Raw genomic sequence first — 19,501 nt, 5'->3', positions numbered from 1 at the left:
CTGAATGGAAAGACGATACTGCAGACTGAGACAGCAGAGTAAAGAATATACTTGGAAAGGCAAGGAAATTTATGAAGCAACTAAAGAAATATATCGGTGGAGCCGGCGATGTGTTGGGCATAATCGGAAAGACTTTAGGAAGTTATTTAGGAGTTGTTTCCAATATAGCGGGGACGATCATCGGCATTTTTGCGACGGTATTGGTAATTGCCGGCATTGTGGGATTATGCTTGTATGTGAAGTTTTTGCCGATGTTTACCGAAGCCAGAGAGACGGTATTCGACAAGTTAGTCAATATGAGCGAAGATGACTTTGTGATGAAAGAAGATACCGTTGTTTACGACAAAGACGGTAAACTGGTCGGTTCTGTAAACGCAGGAAGATATAAATACGCGGAGATCAAAAGTATTTCTCCATATTTGTATAATGGTTATATCGCTGTGGAAGATAAGCGTTTTAAGACGCACGGCGGTGTGGATCTGCTTGCAACGATGCGTGCCGGCGTTGCGTTAGTCAAAAATGGCGGAGACATCAAGCAGGGCGGTAGTACGATCACACAGCAGGTGATCAAAAACAATTTATTGACACAGGAAAAGAGTTATACACGTAAAATGATCGAAATTATGCTGGCACCAACGGTGGAACAAAAGTTCACCAAAGACAAGATCATGGAATTTTACTGTAATAGTAATTATTACGGGAACCGCTGTTATGGTGTAGGGGCAGCGAGTGAATATTATTTTGGAAAATCAGCAGCAGATCTCGAGCCGTATGAGGCAGCAATTCTGATCGGTCTGTCCAATAATCCATCTGCCTATGACCCGGTGAATAAACCGGAAGCGGCATTAAAGAAACGGAACGAAGTACTTAAAAAGATGTACGATGAACAGGTGATTACACAGAAGCAGTATGATAGTTCTGTCAAAAAGAAGATCAAGATCCAGCAGTTGACCAAAGACGGTACGAATGAAAGTTATGTGGTAAGTTATGCAATCCACTGTGCTGCGCTGGCTCTGATGGAAAAGGAAGATTTCAAATTCCAGTATACGTTTAAGAACAAAGAGGACTATGAGAGTTACAACGAGAAATACAGCAATCTGTACAGCCAGAAGACCAACGACATCCGTGAGGGTGGATACAAACTGTATACGGCAATTGATATGAAAAAGCAGAAAAAGCTGCAAAAAGCTGTTGATAAGGGACTTGCCTACAGCAAAGAGAAAAACTCGGACAAGACAAAGTATGCACTGCAGGGAGCAGCGGTCTGTGTAGATAACTCCACCAATTATGTTGTGGCGATCGTCGGTGGCCGTGGCACGAAGGATTCCTATAACCGTGCTTATTTATCAGCACGACAGTCCGGTAGTTCGATCAAACCATTGATCGATTATACGCCTGCCTTTGAAACAGGAGCCTATTCACCATCTACTGTTGTAAATGACCAGCCGATTGAAAACGGACCGAAGAATTCCGGTGGCGGTTATCGTGGCAGCCTGCATTTGCGTGAGGCGGTACAGCGTTCGATCAATACGATTGCATGGCAGGTATTAGAAAAGATCACACCGAAATATGGTATGTCTTTCTTAGATAAAATGCATTTTCATAATTTGAGTTATGTGGATAATGACAATTTATCGTTATCGCTCGGCGGATTTACCGAAGGTGTCCGCGTAGTCGATATGGCAAAGGGCTTTTCAACACTTGCCAACAACGGAAGTTATAGTGAAAAAACCTGTATTCAAAAAATAGAACATGTATCAGACGGAACGGTATATAAGAGCTCTAATGATACGACACAGGTATATACTGAAGATGCGGCTTGGATGATGACAGATGTATTGAAAGGTGTTTTGAATGAGCCGTATGGTACCGGACGTTCTCTCAAATTAGACAATGGTCAGATCGCAGCCGGTAAGACCGGAACGACCAACTCCAGCAAAGATGTATGGTTCTGTGGATATACCAAATATTATACAACTGTAGTATGGGCCGGCTATGACACGCCGAGAGCTATGCCGGGCGTATATGGTGCATCTGTTCCGGGAGGTATTTGGAAGAACTTCATGAATCAGATCCATAAAAATAAGAAGCCACAGGATTTTACGGCACCATCGGGTATTTGTCTTGCAAAGTATGACGGCAAGGGAAATATGATCAAAGGAACAGAAAGCACGGATCTGAAGCGTACATCGGGCAGAGACTTCTTCTCGATAACGATCCTGAAAGCAAAGGCAGCGTATGCGGACAACTTGGAAGAGGCATCCTATGAGAAAAAAGTTCGTCGTAAGCTGGAAACATTTGAAAAGCTGACAATTCAGAGTATGGCAGATTACTATACGTTAGAAATCAGTTATCAGGAGCTTCGCGATATGATCTCTTCAATTGAGGATGATGATATCCGCAAATCATATGCGACGCGTGCGAAGAACAAATATGATTCGCTGAAAGACGAGACTGTAAAGTGGAAAGATGTTGTGAAAGCATATGAAGAGCAGCAGAAGGAGTCTAATGCAGAACTGGCCCGTGAAAAGAAAACGGCGTCAAAGAATGCAAGAAATAAACAGCTTCGCAAAACCAGGGTTGCGCTTGCTAATACAAGATTGAAGGCATTACGTGGCTATGATTATCAGCCGGACAACATGGCGACTCTGTTAGAAAAAGCCAAGAGTGCGGTAGAGGCATGCAGGGGATATTCAGAATATGCAAGCTTAAACAGCAAATACCAGACTTACCGTACCGAATTATATATGTTGCCAACGAAAGCGGAATATGATGCACAGAATAATCACCATACTCCGGGAACCACAAGTATACCACAAGCGACAGCAACACCAATGCCGACAGTAACGGCTCAGGCTGGTGCACAGTAGAAATTGGAAATCGGAAGAAAAGAGGACATATATGGCAGAAGATAGAAGAGAGCAGGAATTGCGTGCGGCGGCAAAACAGCTTGCCGGGGTACAGAGACAACATCGGCCGGATCAGACAGCAGCCGCACAATCACAGGCGGGTCAGAAAGCACAGCCACAGAGAGCAGCGCAGCAGGCGACAGCCCAGACAGCAGCCGCACGATCACAGGCGGGCCAGAAAGCACAGCCGCAGAGAACAGCGCAGCAGGCGACAGCTCAGACAGCAAATTCCAACGGTAGCGGAAAGGCTCTGTCCGGGCAGCAGATACAGCAGATGCGGACGACAAATACACCTGCGAAAGAATCCATGTCACAGACAAAGCAGATCCAACATCAGTTGGAACAAGAAGTCGCAGATATTATGGATGCAGAATCCTTTGCGGATCTCGTCTTTATCGATCCGGATCCTTTGCCGGAAACGTCCAAGAAGGAAGAAGGTCGTACCGGTTTCTTTGCAAAGAGAAACAAAGAGACAGATGCAGCCACAAAAGCACAGACACCACAGGAAAAAGATAAGGAGACAGTCGTTTCTGCAGGACATACCGGATATAAGGAGACAGCTGTAGACAAGACGACGGAACAGGCGCAAGAATCGGATAAACAGGAAGAACAGATCGAGAAACTTCAGAAATGGGGCAGGATCGGTCAGTGGTTTCAGACTTTTTGCTGGATGCATATTCCGATTTTTGGATTCTGGTATATGGTTGTACTGGCTGTTCGTAAGCGGACGCCGGAAGAAAAGAAAACCTTCGCCCGAGCCTATGTATTGTACCGAGTGCTTGTGATGCTGTTGGCGCTTACCATTTTGTATGTGTTCTATCGAATGGGACTGAGTTTCGTAGAACAGATCCTTGCCTACATTGATATGCACTCCTAAAAATTGCTATAGTTTTTTGGAAGGCAGGATAATTTACTTTACAATATATTTTAAGTAGCAGACGTTTATTGAGAAAAAACATCAATAAGCGTCTGTACTTTTTTATAGAAAACCGTTATTCTATAGTATGGTTAGTATAAACTAACCAGCTTGAGTCTTACCGGTCATACAATATGAAGAGGTCATAAGCAATATATGATCTCGGTATATCAGGGAGGTTTTGCGTGACTGGTGCTGTATAGAAGAAAGGTATGGTAAACGAATATGTTTTTGGAAATTCATGATCTGAGAAAGGGATTTGGCGAGGGAGAAAATCGAACAGAGGTATTAAAAGGGATTTCTTTTGAAGTAGAGCGTGGAGAAATCTGTGTACTGCTCGGACCCTCCGGATCCGGAAAGTCCACTTTGCTCAATATTATAGGCGGGATCGATAATGCGGATGCAGGATATGTTGCTATTGACGGAGAGCGAACTGCAGACATGTCCGAGAAAGTATTGACATCATATCGGCGTAAACACTTGGGCTATGTGTTCCAAATGTATAATCTGATCCCGAATCTGAATGTCAAGGAAAATATAGAAGTGGGAGCTTATTTGAGTGACTCGCCGTTAGATATTGATGATCTTTTAAGGACATTGGGGTTGTATGAGCATCGTCATAAAGTGCCAAATCAGCTTTCCGGTGGTCAGCAGCAGAGAACGGCAATTGGCCGAGCAATTGTGAAAAACCCGGATATCCTTCTTTGTGATGAGCCGACAGGTGCCCTTGATTATAAAACGTCTAAGGAAATCCTCAAATTATTAGAGGACGTCAATCAGAAATACGGCAATACGATCATTATGGTTACTCATAACGATGCAATCAAGCAGATGGCAGACCGTGTGATCCGTTTTAAAGATGGGCAGATCCGCAAGGATTATCATAACGAAATAAAGATTCCGGCAGAAGAGCTTGATTGGTAAGAGAGGTGGGACGAGATGAAAAATCCATTAAACAAGCGTTTGCCAAGGGAGTTTAAAGGAGAAATGGGAAAATATATGGTAATTTTCCTGTTTATGATAATGACGATTGGATTCACATCCGGGTACTTTGTGGCAAACAGCAGTATGCTGCAGGCAAGTGACGAAAGTTATGACAAATATAATATTGAAGATGGACATTTTGTTGTAAAGGATGAGATTTCAGCATCTTTACAGCGCAAATTGGAACAGGAAGATGTCAAAATATACAAGGATTTCTATAAGGAAGAAGCTGTCGATACGGATAATGATGGGAAGAGTGACGGATCGATCCGCGTGTTTGCAGAGCGGGAGAAGGTCAATCTTATCTGCGTGATGAAGGGAAGTATGCCAAAGGGTAAGGCTGAGATCGCTGTAGACCGCATGTATGCAGATAATAATGATATTGCCGTTGGAGACACGATCTGCATTGGTAACAGTAAAAAGAAAGTAAGCGGCTATGTTGCCTTGTCGGATTATAGTGCTCTTTTTTCGGATAACAGTGATATGATGTTTGACGCGACCAAGTTTGGTGTGGCGGTTATGACAAAGCAAGGCTATGATTCTCTCGCTAAAGAGCATGAAAATTATCAGTATGACTGGAAATATAATACGGCACCAAAAGATAAGAAACAGGAGCAGAAACAGTCGGAAGATTTTATTAATGCATTGGCCGAAAAAACATTTCAGGCAGGTGTTACGATTTCCTTAGCATTACCGGCATACGCTAATCAGGCGATTCATTTTGCAAGTGATGATATCGGTGGTGATATGGGAATGATGATCGCGTTATTGTATATACTGATCGCTATTATGGCGTTCGTCTTTTCGGTAACGATCCGTCATACGATCACACGGGAGTCCGCAGTCATCGGTACATTACGCGCCTCCGGATACACCAAAGGAGAACTGATGCGTCATTACTTAGCGGTTCCGATGACTGTCACGTTTCTTGCCTGTGCACTTGGAAATGTACTTGGATACACGTATTTTAAGGGCATAGTAGCAGATATGTATTACGGCAGTTACAGTCTGCCGACTTATGTGACGATTTGGAATGCAAAGGCGTTCGTTATCACGACAGTGGTTCCGCTGATCATTATGCTGATCGTGAACGTGCTGTCACTGCAGAATAAATTGCAATTATCTCCGTTGCGTTTCCTGCGCCGAGACCTTGACCGCAAAAAGAAAAAGAAAGCGATGCGTTTGCCGAAGTGGTCGTTTTTTAACCGTTTCCGTATTCGCGTGATCACACAAAACCGTTCCAGTTACATTACGTTGTTTGCCGGAATGTTATTTGCCAGTCTTCTGCTGTTGTTTGGTATGATGATGATTCCACTATTGTCTCATTACAAAAATGAAGTGGTAAACGGAATGCTTGCGGATTATCAATATGTTTTGAAAGCGCCCGTACGGACTTCAGATGATCAGGCAGAAAAATATTGCATGACCTCTCTGATATATAAAGGTTCCAAAGATGAGTCGATCAGCATTATGGGATTAGAACAAAACAGCAAATACTTTAAGCATAGGCTGCCCGAAGATGGAGTTATGATTTCGGATAGTTTTGCGGAAAAATACGGTGTGAAAAAGGGAGACACCTTACAATTGCAGGATGAATATTCCGGTAAAAAGTATCGTTTACGTGTAAAGGAAACCGTTGCCTACGCAGCGGGTCTGTCCGTATTTATGGACATTGACAAGTACCGTGATACGTTTGATGAAGAAGTGGATATGATGCAGCTTGCGATGAGTTATCCGGAAGTGCTGTTGGCGCAGCTTTCCACACCGGAAGAAAGTAAATATTTTACCGGGTATTTGTCGGATCGCAAATTGACGGATATTGACGAAAAATATGTGGATAGCTGCATTACTGTTGACGATATGACAAAGTTATCCAGACAGTTGGATGTTTCCATGGGATCTATGTTTCAAATGATCAATGTATTTGCGGTATTGTTGGCGGTACTCCTGATCTATCTGCTCACCAAATTGATCTTGGAACGGAATACTACGTCCATTTCGATGGTTAAAATTCTCGGTTATGAAAATAAGGAGATCGCAAGGCTGTACCTGTTAGCAACCAGCTGGGTCGTAGCTCTCAGTACTCTGGTTGGTTTTGCCATGGCAACGTTATTTATGACCGTGATCTATAAAGCAATCATGATGGAATTTAACGGCTGGCTTACCTTATATTATTCACCGGATATTTATCCGAAAATGTTTGTTATGATCATGGTTTCTTATGCAGTTGTTGCAGCGACACAATATCATAAGATACAGAAGATCCCAATGGACGAAGCGTTGAAAAATGTCGAATAAAATGGATTATTTGCAACGGGTTGTTGACTTTATCCTTGTCACAGAGTATCCTAATGAAATAGATGATCATTAATACATGGATCAATAAAGGAGGACACTCAGTGCAAGAATTTGATATTAATATTTTTGCCAACAGCAGTCAGGCTTTCTGCATTGTCCGTGTTGATCTGGATGAAGGTGGAAAGCCTTTCTCATATACTCCGGTATTTTTCAATCAAGCTTTGATGAATCTGGTTCGTGTTGAAGAGGGACGAACAATAGAAGAACAGTGTCCTATGCTATTTCAAAATATGAATCCGCGGTGGCTGCGTATATTTTATAATGCAGCGTATGAAAATCATAAAAGTGAGATAGAGGATATTTCAGAAGAATATGGCAGATATATTCGTGTGCAATGTTTTTCTGCAGGCCTTGGATACTGTGCCTGCATCGTCAATGATATTTCCAAGCAGATGTTGACAGAACGTTTCAAAAGTGAATTATATGCGAATATTTCCCACGAAATCAGGACGCCTATGAATGCAATAGCGGGGATGTTATCTCTTATGTATATTCATTTGGAGGAACCGGATAAACTGGAACAATATCTGGAAAAGATTGCAGACTACGGCGATGACTTATTGAATATATTGGACAAAGTATTGGATATGAGCCAGATCGAACTCGGCAAAGTAACATTGGCAGATCAATTGTTTGATATGACAGAAATGATAGAATATGTTGCTGCACAATTACAGCCGGAAAGTACGGCGAAACGACAGCAGGTCAAGATCATAAGTGACGGACTGGTACATAAAAAAGTTGTTGGTGACAGGGGAAGAATACAGCAGATATTGCAGTATCTGATGGAGAATAGCGTGAAATTCACCCCGGAGCAGGGAATGATCACTGTTACCCTGACAGAACGTGCTGCACAGGATGGGAAATCCTGTTACGTTATGGAAGTAAAGGATAACGGAATGGGGATAGAGCCTGAATTTATGGAATATCTGTACGAACCGTTCTGCCGCTCGGAACGTGTGAAAAAGGCGCATATTCCGGGATGTGGTCTAGGATTAAAAATCGTGAATAGTATAGTAAAAATGATGCGGGGCAGTATTGATGTAGAAACGGACATTCAGCATGGTACGAGTGTAACCGTCATGATCGAGCTGCCGTATATGGATGAATAGAGATGGAAAATTTGGATGCAGGAGACAGACAGATTGCGATGTATTTGCGCATTTCTAAACAGGATCGAACCGGTTCCAAAGAAGGCAGTATTGAGCATCAGAAAAAAATGATCTTAAATTGGCTGCATGACCAACAATTTCTACAGGAAGAGGAAAATGTTCCACAAAAAAGTTATTTGACAGATAATAAATGCAATCCAACGAATAAATATACGATAATTGAATATAAAGACGAGGGGTACAGTGGAATGACACAACGACGGCCCGCATATGAAAGGTTGTTGGCAGCAGTGTTGATGGGACGTGTGAAAGTGCTAGTGGTCAAGGATTTTTCTCGTTTATCCAGAGAATATTTAGTATTGGCAAGACTGCGTGAACAGGTAATGCCGGAATATCAGGTACGGTTGGTTTCATTAGGAGACGGATATGATAGTGATGACTATAAGTCCGCCGGATTTTGTGGAGGACTGGACATTTCCTTTCGAGAACTGTTTTATGAATATTATTGTCATGATATTTCCAGGAAAGTAAAAGGTGCACTTTGGGCTAAAAACGAGAGAGGGGATTATGTGTCCGCTAAAGTGCCATATGGATATCGAAAAGTAAACGGAATCTTAAAAATACAACCGGAGGAAGCAAAAGTCCTTCGGTTTTTATTTGAGCAGATCGCGGAGGGAATGACTTACAAAAATGCGGGGAAAATAGTAGGTATGGAGGCTGCAAGAGTATGGTATCTTGTGCATAATCCGGTTTACACCGGTTGTCATGTATGGCATCGTTATGAAAATCATATTGACCAGATCCGACGCACGGTCGTTGTGCCAAAAGAACAGTATTGTGTCCGTAAAAACGGACATGAGCCGATCGTATCCGAAGAATTGTTTCATGCAGTTGCCGGGCGTCAGTATTCCACAACGTCAAAGAAACGTCATATCTTCCATGGAATTACGAAATGCGGTCATTGTCAACGGGCTCTAGTGCGCAGACGGAGACATCCCGAAATGCTTTGCTGTCGTCATTGCGGTGAGGGAGAAAGCGAGCGGATCGATATTCAAACCCTATTACAACTATGTGGAGAGCAGTTATGTAAAGAATATAAAGATGATCCGGATTTTTGCGGTTGGGCTCGTATGATCTTGGGGGTCGGAACGGAGGCAGACGCGTTATCACACGCACCGGGGACCGATGGGACTATGTGGGAGAGGGAAGAACTGCGGAGAATTCTCTTAGAGGAAATGATCCAGAAGATTGAAGTGTGGCAGGACAAAAAAGTGTGCATTTATTGGAATTTCTGCTACAATAAACAAGAATGAGAAATGGAACGGAGGTGCTTGGTATGGCGGCAAAACGAACGTATATTGCAATTGATCTTAAGTCCTTTTATGCATCTGTGGAATGTGTCGAGAGAGGACTAAATCCATTGACTACCAATCTTGTTGTGGCTGACAAGAGCCGTACAGAGAAGACAATCTGTCTTGCGGTGTCACCGCCATTGAAAGCACATGGCATTTCCGGCAGAGCCAGATTATTTGAAGTGGTGCAGCGCGTCAAAGAGGTGAATGCCTTGCGCAGAAGGCAGGCACCGGGTCATAAGTTTACCGGGAAATCTGCACAGGCAGAGGAACTTCGTGAGTCACCGGAATTAGAACTGGATTACATTGTGGCGCCTCCGCGAATGGCATATTATTTAGAATACAGTACCAAAATTTATCAGATATATTTAAAATATGTAGCCCCGGAAGATATACATGTATATTCCATTGATGAAGTTTTTATGGATGTAACACATTATTTGAAAACGTATCAAAAGACATCGAGACAGCTTGCACAGCAAATGATCCAAGATGTATTGGAGAACACCGGGATTACAGCAACGGCAGGGATTGGAACGAATATGTATCTGTGCAAGATCGCAATGGATATTTTGGCAAAACATATCATTCCGGATGAGAATGGGGTGCGGATCGCCAGTCTGGATGAAATCTCGTATCGTAAGTTGTTGTGGTCGCATCAGCCGATCACGGATTTTTGGCGCGTCGGCGCCGGTTATGCGAAGAAACTGGCTGCGGAAGGCCTGTATACGATGGGAGATATTGCGAGGTGTTCATTAGGCAAGGGGACAGACTATTATAACGAAGATTTATTATACAAAATGTTTGGAGTCAATGCAGAGCTGTTGATCGATCATGCGTGGGGATATGAACCGTGTACGATCGCACAGGTAAAGGCGTATAAGCCATCGACGAACAGTATCAGTTCGGGACAGGTTTTGCAGGAACCGTATGATTTTGACAAGGCAAAGCTAGTGGTGCGGGAGATGACGGATCTGCTCGTGCTGGAGCTTGTAGATAAGCGTCTGGTGACCGATCAGATGGTATTAACGATAGGATATGATATTGATAATCTGCGTGATCAGAAGATAAAGTACGGCGGTAGTGTGACAACAGATCGATATGGACGCAAAGTGCCCAAACATGCTCATGGCACTGTTAATCTGCCGCAGAAGACTTCTTCAACCCGGGAGATCATGGAGGCTGTGAGCGGTCTGTATGACCGGATCGTAGATCCGAAGCTGCTGGTTCGTCGTATTACGGTCGTTGCAGCAAAGGTAATTGATGAGGCAGATATCCCCAAACAGGAATGCATACAGATGAGTTTGTTTGAGGATTATGAGGCGCAGGAAGTCAAACAGCAGCAGGACTCAGAAGCCAAACAAAAAGAACGTAATATGCAGGAAGCATTGCTTAAGATCAAGAAGAAATATGGCAAGAATGCAGTATTGCGTGGAATGAATTTTGAGGAGGGGGCAACGGCAAAGGACCGAAACCGCCAGATTGGAGGACATCGTGCTTGACCTTTTAGCACAAAATGAATTTTCGCAGGAATTTGCAGCGACGATCGAAGAGCAGGTTATGCAAAAATATGGCGATATTTTGTATCAAGAGCATCCGGTATCTGCCAATCATCTGCCAATGTCGGTCGACAACCGTGCTGCACAGTTTTCGCCGTTTGCCGCATTGACCGGACATGAAGAGGCGATACAGGAAACAGCGCGGCTGACAGACAGACGGCACGAAATGGATGAGGAGAGCACCAGACTGCTCAATGAGCGGTATCACGAGCTGTTAGAACGCTTTGCAGAGCAGCCGTGGATCTCGCTAACGTATTTTGTCCCGGATGACAGAAAAGAAGGCGGCAAATATGTAACCGTACAGAGCACCGTAAAAAAGATAAAAGAATATGAACGACAGCTTGTGCTGGCGGATGAACGCATTATATTGATGTCTGATATTGTTTCAATGCAGTTTTTAGATCGTCCCTAGCGATGCCAACGCACATAAGGTAAGGTAAAGGGAGGAATGGGTTATGCAGACTGTTATCGTACGTTATGAAGGGGCATTGGCGCAAAGCGTAGAACGGGAGATCCCGGGGGCTACAACTGTAGAACTATTTAATGAATATGGCGTGGTTACGATCCCGGATGGACAGCTTGAGACATTACGCGCCCTTCCTGAGGTAGAATATATCGAGCTGCCAAAACGTCTTTATTTTGATCTGGAGCGGGGAAGGAGTGTTTCCTGTCTGTCATCGGCGACATTGCCGGGTCAAAATGTGGAGGGATTGCAGGGAAAAGGTGTGCTGGTCGGTATTATTGATTCAGGAATTGATTATAGCCATCCGGATTTTATTCGTGACGATGGAACGAGCCGGATTGCATTTTGCTGGGATCAATCCGGGGAGCAGGAAGGGCGCGCCCCGGAAGGATTTTCGATCGGAGTAGAATATACAGCCGAGGACTTTGATAAAGCATTGCGGATGCCGGAAGAGAGACGGCGGGAGATCGTGGCTGTTGATGATCGTGTCCTGGGACATGGAACGGCAGTTGCAGGTGTGGCGGCGGGGAATGGAAGAGGCTCTGTCAGTCGGCGGAATCGCGGCATAGCTACAGAAAGTGATTTGATCATCGTAAAACTGGCCGGAAGGGATGATGGATTTCCGAGAACGACAGAAGTGATGGAGGGCTTAGATTATGTTTTGCGTAAGGCGATCAGACTGCAGCAGCCGATCGCAGTCAACTTAAGTTTTGGCAATAATTATGGCCCTCATGACGGTCAGTCTTTGTTTGAAAATTATATTTCTGAATTGAATGGTGTTTGGAAAAATATGATCGTTGTGGCAGCAGGTAATGAGGGAAATGCAAGGCACCACACACAGGTGACGCTGCCCAAGGGGGATTTCCGGATATACGGAAATGGCGGGTTCGATGGCTCAAGAATGAATCCAGATAATTCTACAGAAGTAGAATTTGCTTTAGCAGAAGGAGAGAGAGCACTTACGATTCAATTGTGGAAATCCTATGTCGATCGTTTGGAATTATATGTGGTTTCACCATCCGGGGAGCGGTTCCGGATGCCGGAGGAAGGTACCGGTGTGCGGTATATGTTAGGTGGTGGCAGTACATTATCTATTGTACATGGCACGCCGACACCGTATACGATTTCACAGGAAATATATATGGAATGGACTGCCGGGGAGGGAGTTACCCTGCCTGCCGGTATATGGAGCATTGTTCTGTATCCGCGAGAAATTCGAGAGGGAGTATGTAATTTGTGGATGTCCGGGATAGAGGCAAGCGGCAGTCAGACCGGATTTTTAATGCCAGTCACGAATACCACGTTGACAATTCCTGCAACAGCAGATCGTATTGTTTCTGTGGGGGCGTATCAGACAGATACGATGGCAGTTGCCCCATTTTCGGGGAGAGGATTTACAGCTTCCGGGCAGGCTGCACCGACACTTGTAGCCCCGGGTGTAGATATCCTGACGGCTGCTCCCGGTGGGGGATATGCGAGACGCACGGGTACGTCGATTGCCGCCCCATTCGTGACAGGCGCAGCGGCATTATTAATGGAGTGGGGAATTGTTCGTGGCAATGATGTGGAATTGTATGGCGAAAAGGGAAAGGCTTATCTGATGCGCGGTGCCAAACCGCTGCCGGGGATCACAGATTATCCGGATGTGGCAGCAGGATATGGCCGACTCTGTGTAGAGCAGAGTATACCCAAGTGATATGATATATCCCTTATCAATCTTTGCTTTTGTAATATAACATGCAATGGCAATAGCCTTCGAAATCAGGGTCCGCAATCTGTTCCCGAAATTCTTTGCACATGCATTTGTTATCTTCTGTCATTTCCAGACGACATGGGCAGTAACCATTCTTTTTCTTTAAGCCTTCCTTGATACGTGCAACAACCTCGGTATCTTCATTATATCGAACCATAATTCTACCTTCCCTTCTACTTTCCCTTTTCGGAAAAGTCCAAATCCGCATTACTAAATGCAAACCTTGCACACAACCTAACTGTAGCCATACCGCATATTGTTTATTATGTACGTAACTCAAACTTCCCATACCTCAAATCCTCCACAACCACATATTGCTTATTATGTCAATAACTATATGATATTTTGCAGCCGCCAAAGAACGGTTTCTGCCATCAGAGAACTATAGTAATTGCCTTGCCGCATTTTGTTTTTACAGTGATTTCTAGATTTTGTTGTCTCTGATGATTATTCTACATGCCCTTCGGAAACTCGAAGTCCCGTAAGCAAGGTAATCATCATTTTTGAAAGGGACTTTGCGCTCGTCGTTACTTATGTCTCGTATTTCAGAGACATTAAGTAACGTGACGTAGCGCATCGTAGCGAAAGCGTCCCGTCCAAAAATGGATGATACCTTGCTAAACCGGGACATCTCAGACAATCCTTCGGGCATGTATTCATCAGAGACTTAACAAAATAAGAAATCACGTAAAAAACGTTGCGTTCTGCGGCAATTATCTTAGTTCTCTGATGACAGAACAATTTACTGTATTGGCTGCAAAATATTTTATTTATTGCCGACATAATAAGCAATATGTGGTTTTGCAATAACTTCCGGTATGGGAAGTTTGAATACGTAGCACTTCAGCTGTTTTGCGGTCACTAGAAAAATATGTTATACTATTTTGTCAGCAGATGTCAATAGAGGAGGAAAAGAATGGTTATTACAAAATATTCATTGATCGGGGCAATTCTACAGTCGTATCCTACAGCACAGGAATGTTTTCAGGAAATGGGAATGCATTGTGTATCCTGTCATATGTCCCCAAGAGAAACATTGGAACAGGCATGTCAGGTGCATCAGTGTGATGTGGATGCGTTGATCGAAAAGCTGGATAGACATATTAATGGACCACAGTAGTAGAGGAGGAATTTTGATATGGAACGACGGTTTCAAACGAAAGACGAGCTAGAACATTTTGATTTTGAGGATGCGGTGTTAGAAGAGGTTGAGTGTGCGTGCGGCCGTGTCAAAGTGATGATAGATAACGTAAAGATCCTGCCGGATAACAGCATGAATCGTGATATCCGTACGATGCGGGCGAATCAGATGGAGATTACCTTTGTAGAAGGATCTTTGGCACAACTTGTGGAAGAAGGCTATAAAGTATATGACGCAGATGGCAATCTTCGTCAAACTTATGAAGATCGTGCTATGAGCGAGCAGGAGATACAGGAGGGACTGCGTGAATTAAGCGGGCTGACTGTGTATGAGATCAACAAGGCAGATGGAATGTATTCTATCGTAGTAGAAGGGGAAGATCATTCGTTTCGGTTAGAAATCGCGGCAGATCATGAGATTGCCGGATGGGACAAGTTTTTGACGGTAGAATCTTAGTTTGTACATTGTTTAAGAAAGGCGAGAGTGATTTGTATGGGAATACAGATAGATAATCCGCTTGGAACGCAGAAAGTCAGTTCTTTGCTGCATCGCTTTGCACTGCCCAGCATTGTGGCGATGTTAGTCAGTTCTTTGTATAATATCGTGGATCAGTTTTTTATTGGACACAGCGTAGGAGAACTTGGCAATGCGGCAACCAATATTTCATTTCCACTTTCTATTTCTTGTGTTGCGATCGCGCTGTTATTTGGGATTGGCGGTTCATCCGCCTTTAATATTTCTATGGGATTGGGACAGACGATAGCAGAGGAAAAGAAAAAAGCAGTTTATTTTATGGGAAACGCCTTGTTTATGATGGCGTTTTGCGGGACTGTGTTGTTGGCAGTGACGCAACTGTTTTTGCAACAGTTAATGGTATTCTTTGGATCTTCGCGGGAAGTGTTAGGCTATGCCAGTGTATATACAAGAATTGTCTCTATTGGTTTTCCGTTTGTCATCGTTGCAACCGGAGGGGGACATTTGCTGCGGGCAGATGGCCGACCAAAGCTTACAATGCTGTGCAATCTGGTTGGCGCAGTGATCAATACGGCATTAGATGCATTATTTGTCTTTGGTTTTCAATGGGGCATGGCCGGAGCAGCATGGGCAACGGTCATTGGACAGATGATCTCCGGCGGTTTGGCGGTTTATTTTTTGTGTCATTGCCGTACGGTTACATTGTGTCTTAGCCACTTGAAACCGCATGCAAAATATATAGGGCGGATCACGGCGCTTGGAGCTGCTCCGTGCAGTAATCAATTAGCGATGATGATCGTACAGATCGTTATGAATAAATCGTTGAAATATTATGGTTCGCTTTCTGTGTATGGAGAGTCGATCCCGATTGCCTGCGTAGGAATTATTACGAAAGTCAATCAAGTGTTTATGGCGTTTGTGATTGGAATCTCGCAGGGATTGCAGCCGATCGTCAGCTTCAATTATGGTGCAGGATTATATCGTCGTGTGAAAGCAGCGTATATGCGGGCACTTTCCTACGGAGGCACATTGGCAGTGGCTGCATTCCTGTTATTTCAGTTATTACCACATCAGATCATTGCACTGTTTGGAAAGGGATCACCGGAGTATTTTCAATTTGCACAAAATTATTTTCATATCTTTTTGTTTTTTACGTTTTTGAATTTTTTGCAGCCGATCTCATCCAATTTCTTTACGGCGATCGGCAAACCAACGAGAGGTATGATATTATCTTTGACCAGACAGATTTTGTTTTTACTGCCGCTTATTATTATCTTTCCGTTATTTGTAGGGATTGATGGCATCATGTATGCGGGTCCGGTGGCTGATCTGATGGCGGCCATTGTGGCGATCACTTTGGGATGGAAAGAGCTGCGGCGCCCGGAGTACCAAGGATAGATATGGAAATCGGAGTGTCATTCTCTGGAGCATGGCTAGATACGGAAATCGGAGTGTCATTCTCTGGAGCAAGGCTACATACAGGAATCGGAGTACCGAGAATAGATACGAAAACGGACGCATATCATGTACGGAATGTGGTTCTTAGAAAACGGAGTGGTAGTGTTCGTGAAACAAACAATCATGGCGATGGTGATCGGAAGTATAATTATAGTTTTTTTGCTGTTTCCACAGGCTGTCAGCGATTCTGCCAAAGAAGGATTGCTTATGTGGTTTCAGATCGTACTTCCGTCACTGTTGCCTTTTTCTATTGTTTCTTCTGTGATCATGGGATTGGGACTGACAGAGCGGATCACAGGTGTTGTTGCCCCGGTTTTACAAAGGGTATTTGGCATTACAAGATCCGGTTGTTATGCGGTCGTTGTAGGTATGTTATCCGGATATCCGTTAGGTGCAGCGACTACGGCAGAATTGTACCGGGGACAACGCATTTGCAAAGAAGAAGCACAATATATTTTAACGTTTTGTAACAACGCCAGCCCGATGTTTTTGACAGAATTTATCGGTGTGTCCTGCATGGGGCTGCACAAACCGCTTATCGTATTGATACTGGTCTATATTGCAGGGTGGATCGGGAGCGTGATCAATCGGGGAAGGCACCATATTATGCGCAGTTTGGGGCTGGAAAACAGTTGGTCAGCAGAGTTTGCCGGCCGGAAACAGGAAAAACCATATGCCGGAAATGTCATTAACGTTCTGGATGAGAGCATCTTACATTCGTTTGTGATACTGACGAAAGTAGGCGGTTATATCATTTTGTTTTCTATTTTGGCAGGCATCGTACAGCAAATGTGTCCGTTTGCACCGGAATATAAAGCCGGGATCGTCAGTGCGCTGGAGATCACCACCGGCGCCGTGCTGCTTAGCAGTACGATCCCCGGGATATCTGGGCAGGTGCTTCTGGTTGCATTTTGCGCTTTCGGGGGCTTATCCAGTGTTGCACAAACGGCCAGTGTGATCTCCGAAACGGATCTTTCCACCGGCAAATATGTTATCGCCAAAATACGCCAAGGCATCATTGCAGGAATTTTGTACTGGCTCTGCAGCACTCACCTACCATTCTGAACTCAAACTTCGCACATCCAAAGCTATTTTGTTAAGTCTCTGATGAATACATGCCTGAAGGAATGTCTGAGATGTCCCGGTTTAGCAAGGTATCATCCATTTTTGGACGGGACGCTTTCGCTACGATGCGCTACGTCACGTTACTTAATGTCTCTGCAATACGAGACATAAGTAACGACGAGCGCAAAGTCCCTTTCAAAAATGATGATTTCCTTGCTTCCGGGACGGTTAAGTTTACGTAAGGCATGTAAATCAATCATCAGAGACAACAAAATTTAGAAATCATGCGCAATTATTATGAGATAATGACTCCAAAATCCAGATGCTTCGCATCTGCCGCGCATTGCGCTTTATGATTTTGTCGTTCACAAATTCTGCGCAAGTGAACAAGCTCCCTTGCGTTGCGAATTTGTGAGATAATCAGTTTGAGATTCTGAATTTGTATTTTGTGAAAAATGTTGTATACTAAAGGGTGTATGTTTGGCTGCTATAGAGGTTAGCAGAGTAAAAAAACGGAAAGGCAGGAGAGTTTAGATGGAAAGAAAGAATGCATGGAAAGCGTATAGTGATGAGCAGATTACAGAATTAGAAGAAGTGAATAAATCCTATCGAGAGTTTTTGACGGTTGGCAAGACCGAACGAGAATGTGTGAAAGAGATTATCAAACAGGCAGAAGCGACAGGTTATCAGTCTCTGCAGTCCTTTATGGAACAGGGACGTGCTCTGCAAAAAGGTGATAAAATTTATGCAGTATGCATGAACAAAAGTGTTGCAATGTTTCAGATCGGTGAGCAGCCATTGGAACAGGGCATGAATATTTTAGGAGCGCATATCGATTCACCGCGTTTGGATGTAAAGCAGAATCCATTGTATGAAGACAGCGACATGGCTTATCTGGATACACATTATTATGGTGGGATCAAGAAATATCAGTGGGTGACGCTTCCGTTAGCGATCCACGGTGTGGTTGTAAAGAAAAATGGCGAGACGGTGGATATCTGCATCGGTGAGAAAGAGGATGATCCGGTATTTTGTGTAACAGATCTGTTGATCCACTTGGCCGGAACGCAGATGGAGAAAAAGGCAGCTAAAGTTATCGAGGGAGAGAAATTAGATCTTTTGATCGGAAGTATGCCTTTGAAAGACGAAGAAAAAGATGCCGTCAAAGCAAATGTGCTGAAATTGCTGCAGGATCAGTATGGCATGGAAGAAGAAGATTTTATCTCAGCAGAATTAGAGATCGTACCGGCAGGTGCGGCAAGAGAACTCGGTGTAGACAGAAGCATGATCATGTCTTATGGACAAGATGACAGAGTATGTGCTTATACTTCTTTGGCAGCTATGTTAGAGGCCAAAGATCTGGCTAAGACAGCTTGCTGCCTGCTGGTTGATAAAGAGGAGATCGGCAGTGTTGGAGCAACAGGAATGCAGTCACATTTCTTTGAAAATGTAGTGGCAGAGCTGATCAATCTCGAGGGCACTTATTCAGAGCTTACCTTGAAACGCTGTCTGGCAAACTGCCGCATGCTTTCTTCAGATGTAAATGCAGCTTACGACCCATTATTTGCCGATGCATTTGAAAAGAAAAATGCATCTTATCTTGGCAGAGGCGTTGTATTTAGTAAATTTACCGGAAGCCGTGGCAAGTCCGGTTCCAACGATGCGAACGCAGAATATTTGGCTGAACTTCGCAACATTATGGATAATGCAAATGTTGCTTATCAGACAGCAGAACTTGGTAAAGTAGACATTGGCGGCGGTGGAACGATCGCATATATTTTGTCCTTGTATGGCATGCAGGTTATCGACAGCGGTGTTGCGGTGTTAAATATGCATGCACCTTGGGAGATTACCAGCAAAGCCGATGTGTATGAGGCAAAGAAATGTTATGCAGCATTTTTGAAAGCGGAATAAAGCGAATACAATTTGTGGTGCTGAATCTGTGTCTGTGGCAAAA

At 43.9% G+C, this 19,501-nt stretch carries 15 protein-coding genes; 14 read left to right on the top strand and 1 reads right to left on the bottom strand.

The features are described 5' to 3' along the window. Positions 1 to 71: 71 nt before the first annotated feature. The 9 genes from DXB73_RS01400 (at position 72) to DXB73_RS01360 (ending at position 13,349) form a co-directional block, all read left to right on the top strand. Entirely contained in the window at positions 72 to 2,870 is a 2,799-nt protein-coding gene (locus tag DXB73_RS01400) for a transglycosylase domain-containing protein (protein ID WP_118689894.1), read from the top strand. Between the two features lie 31 nt (positions 2,871 to 2,901). Next, positions 2,902 to 3,786: a hypothetical protein gene (locus tag DXB73_RS01395; protein ID WP_118689893.1), complete on the top strand. Its 885-nt coding sequence runs from the start codon at positions 2,902 to 2,904 to the stop codon at positions 3,784 to 3,786. A gap of 264 nt (positions 3,787 to 4,050) precedes the next feature. Next, the gene (locus DXB73_RS01390; protein ID WP_022026177.1) at positions 4,051 to 4,749 is read left to right on the top strand and encodes an ABC transporter ATP-binding protein; all 699 of its coding nucleotides are present in this window, start codon (positions 4,051 to 4,053) and stop codon (positions 4,747 to 4,749) included. 15 nt (positions 4,750 to 4,764) lie between these two features. Then, the gene (locus DXB73_RS01385; RefSeq protein WP_118689892.1) at positions 4,765 to 7,107 is read left to right on the top strand and encodes an ABC transporter permease; all 2,343 of its coding nucleotides are present in this window, start codon (positions 4,765 to 4,767) and stop codon (positions 7,105 to 7,107) included. A 101-nt stretch (positions 7,108 to 7,208) separates the two neighbouring features. After that, complete coding sequence (locus DXB73_RS01380) at positions 7,209 to 8,279, top strand: HAMP domain-containing sensor histidine kinase (RefSeq protein WP_182448166.1); 1,071 nt, start codon at positions 7,209 to 7,211, stop codon at positions 8,277 to 8,279. Between the two features lie 2 nt (positions 8,280 to 8,281). Next, positions 8,282 to 9,592 carry a recombinase family protein gene (locus DXB73_RS01375; protein WP_118689890.1) on the top strand — a complete coding sequence of 437 codons (1,311 nt, stop codon included), beginning with the start codon at positions 8,282 to 8,284 and terminating at the stop codon, positions 9,590 to 9,592. A gap of 23 nt (positions 9,593 to 9,615) precedes the next feature. Then, positions 9,616 to 11,133, top strand: coding sequence for a DNA methylase (locus DXB73_RS01370; protein WP_118689889.1), 1,518 nt, complete (start codon positions 9,616 to 9,618; stop codon positions 11,131 to 11,133). Then, positions 11,126 to 11,602, top strand: coding sequence for a hypothetical protein (locus DXB73_RS01365; RefSeq protein WP_243103966.1), 477 nt, complete (start codon positions 11,126 to 11,128; stop codon positions 11,600 to 11,602). Before DXB73_RS01370 ends, DXB73_RS01365 begins: the two co-directional genes overlap by 8 nt. 43 nt (positions 11,603 to 11,645) lie before the next feature. Continuing rightward, the gene (locus DXB73_RS01360; RefSeq protein ID WP_118689888.1) at positions 11,646 to 13,349 is read left to right on the top strand and encodes a S8 family peptidase; all 1,704 of its coding nucleotides are present in this window, start codon (positions 11,646 to 11,648) and stop codon (positions 13,347 to 13,349) included. A gap of 16 nt (positions 13,350 to 13,365) precedes the next feature. Here the strand turns inward: DXB73_RS01360 and DXB73_RS01355 are convergent, their stop codons facing one another. Further along, the gene (locus DXB73_RS01355) at positions 13,366 to 13,563 is read right to left on the bottom strand and encodes a ferredoxin-thioredoxin reductase catalytic domain-containing protein (protein ID WP_118690040.1); all 198 of its coding nucleotides are present in this window, start codon (positions 13,561 to 13,563) and stop codon (positions 13,366 to 13,368) included. Between the two features lie 759 nt (positions 13,564 to 14,322). Between DXB73_RS01355 and DXB73_RS01345 the strand changes: the two genes are divergently transcribed. The 5 genes from DXB73_RS01345 (at position 14,323) to DXB73_RS01325 (ending at position 19,458) form a co-directional block, all read left to right on the top strand. Continuing rightward, on the top strand, positions 14,323 to 14,526 hold the full coding sequence (locus tag DXB73_RS01345; protein WP_022024083.1) for a DUF1858 domain-containing protein: 204 nt from the start codon (positions 14,323 to 14,325) through the stop codon (positions 14,524 to 14,526). 18 nt (positions 14,527 to 14,544) lie between these two features. After that, positions 14,545 to 15,003 (top strand): subtilin biosynthesis sensor protein SpaK, encoded by a 459-nt coding sequence (locus DXB73_RS01340; protein ID WP_118507672.1) that lies wholly within the window; start codon positions 14,545 to 14,547, stop codon positions 15,001 to 15,003. 36 nt (positions 15,004 to 15,039) lie between these two features. Beyond that, complete coding sequence (locus DXB73_RS01335; protein WP_118689886.1) at positions 15,040 to 16,419, top strand: MATE family efflux transporter; 1,380 nt, start codon at positions 15,040 to 15,042, stop codon at positions 16,417 to 16,419. 126 nt (positions 16,420 to 16,545) lie between these two features. Then, positions 16,546 to 17,544 (top strand): nucleoside recognition domain-containing protein, encoded by a 999-nt coding sequence (locus DXB73_RS01330; protein ID WP_118689885.1) that lies wholly within the window; start codon positions 16,546 to 16,548, stop codon positions 17,542 to 17,544. Between the two features lie 534 nt (positions 17,545 to 18,078). Further along, positions 18,079 to 19,458, top strand: coding sequence for an aminopeptidase (locus tag DXB73_RS01325; RefSeq protein ID WP_118689884.1), 1,380 nt, complete (start codon positions 18,079 to 18,081; stop codon positions 19,456 to 19,458). The last annotated feature ends 43 nt before the right edge of the window (positions 19,459 to 19,501 follow it).

Origin of the sequence: Clostridium sp. OM05-6BH (assembly GCF_003481635.1) — a bacterium.
Lineage (GTDB): Bacteria > Bacillota > Clostridia > Lachnospirales > Lachnospiraceae > Butyribacter.
Note: the sequence above shows the minus strand (reverse complement) of the source record. Positions and strands in the feature narration are given on the sequence as shown.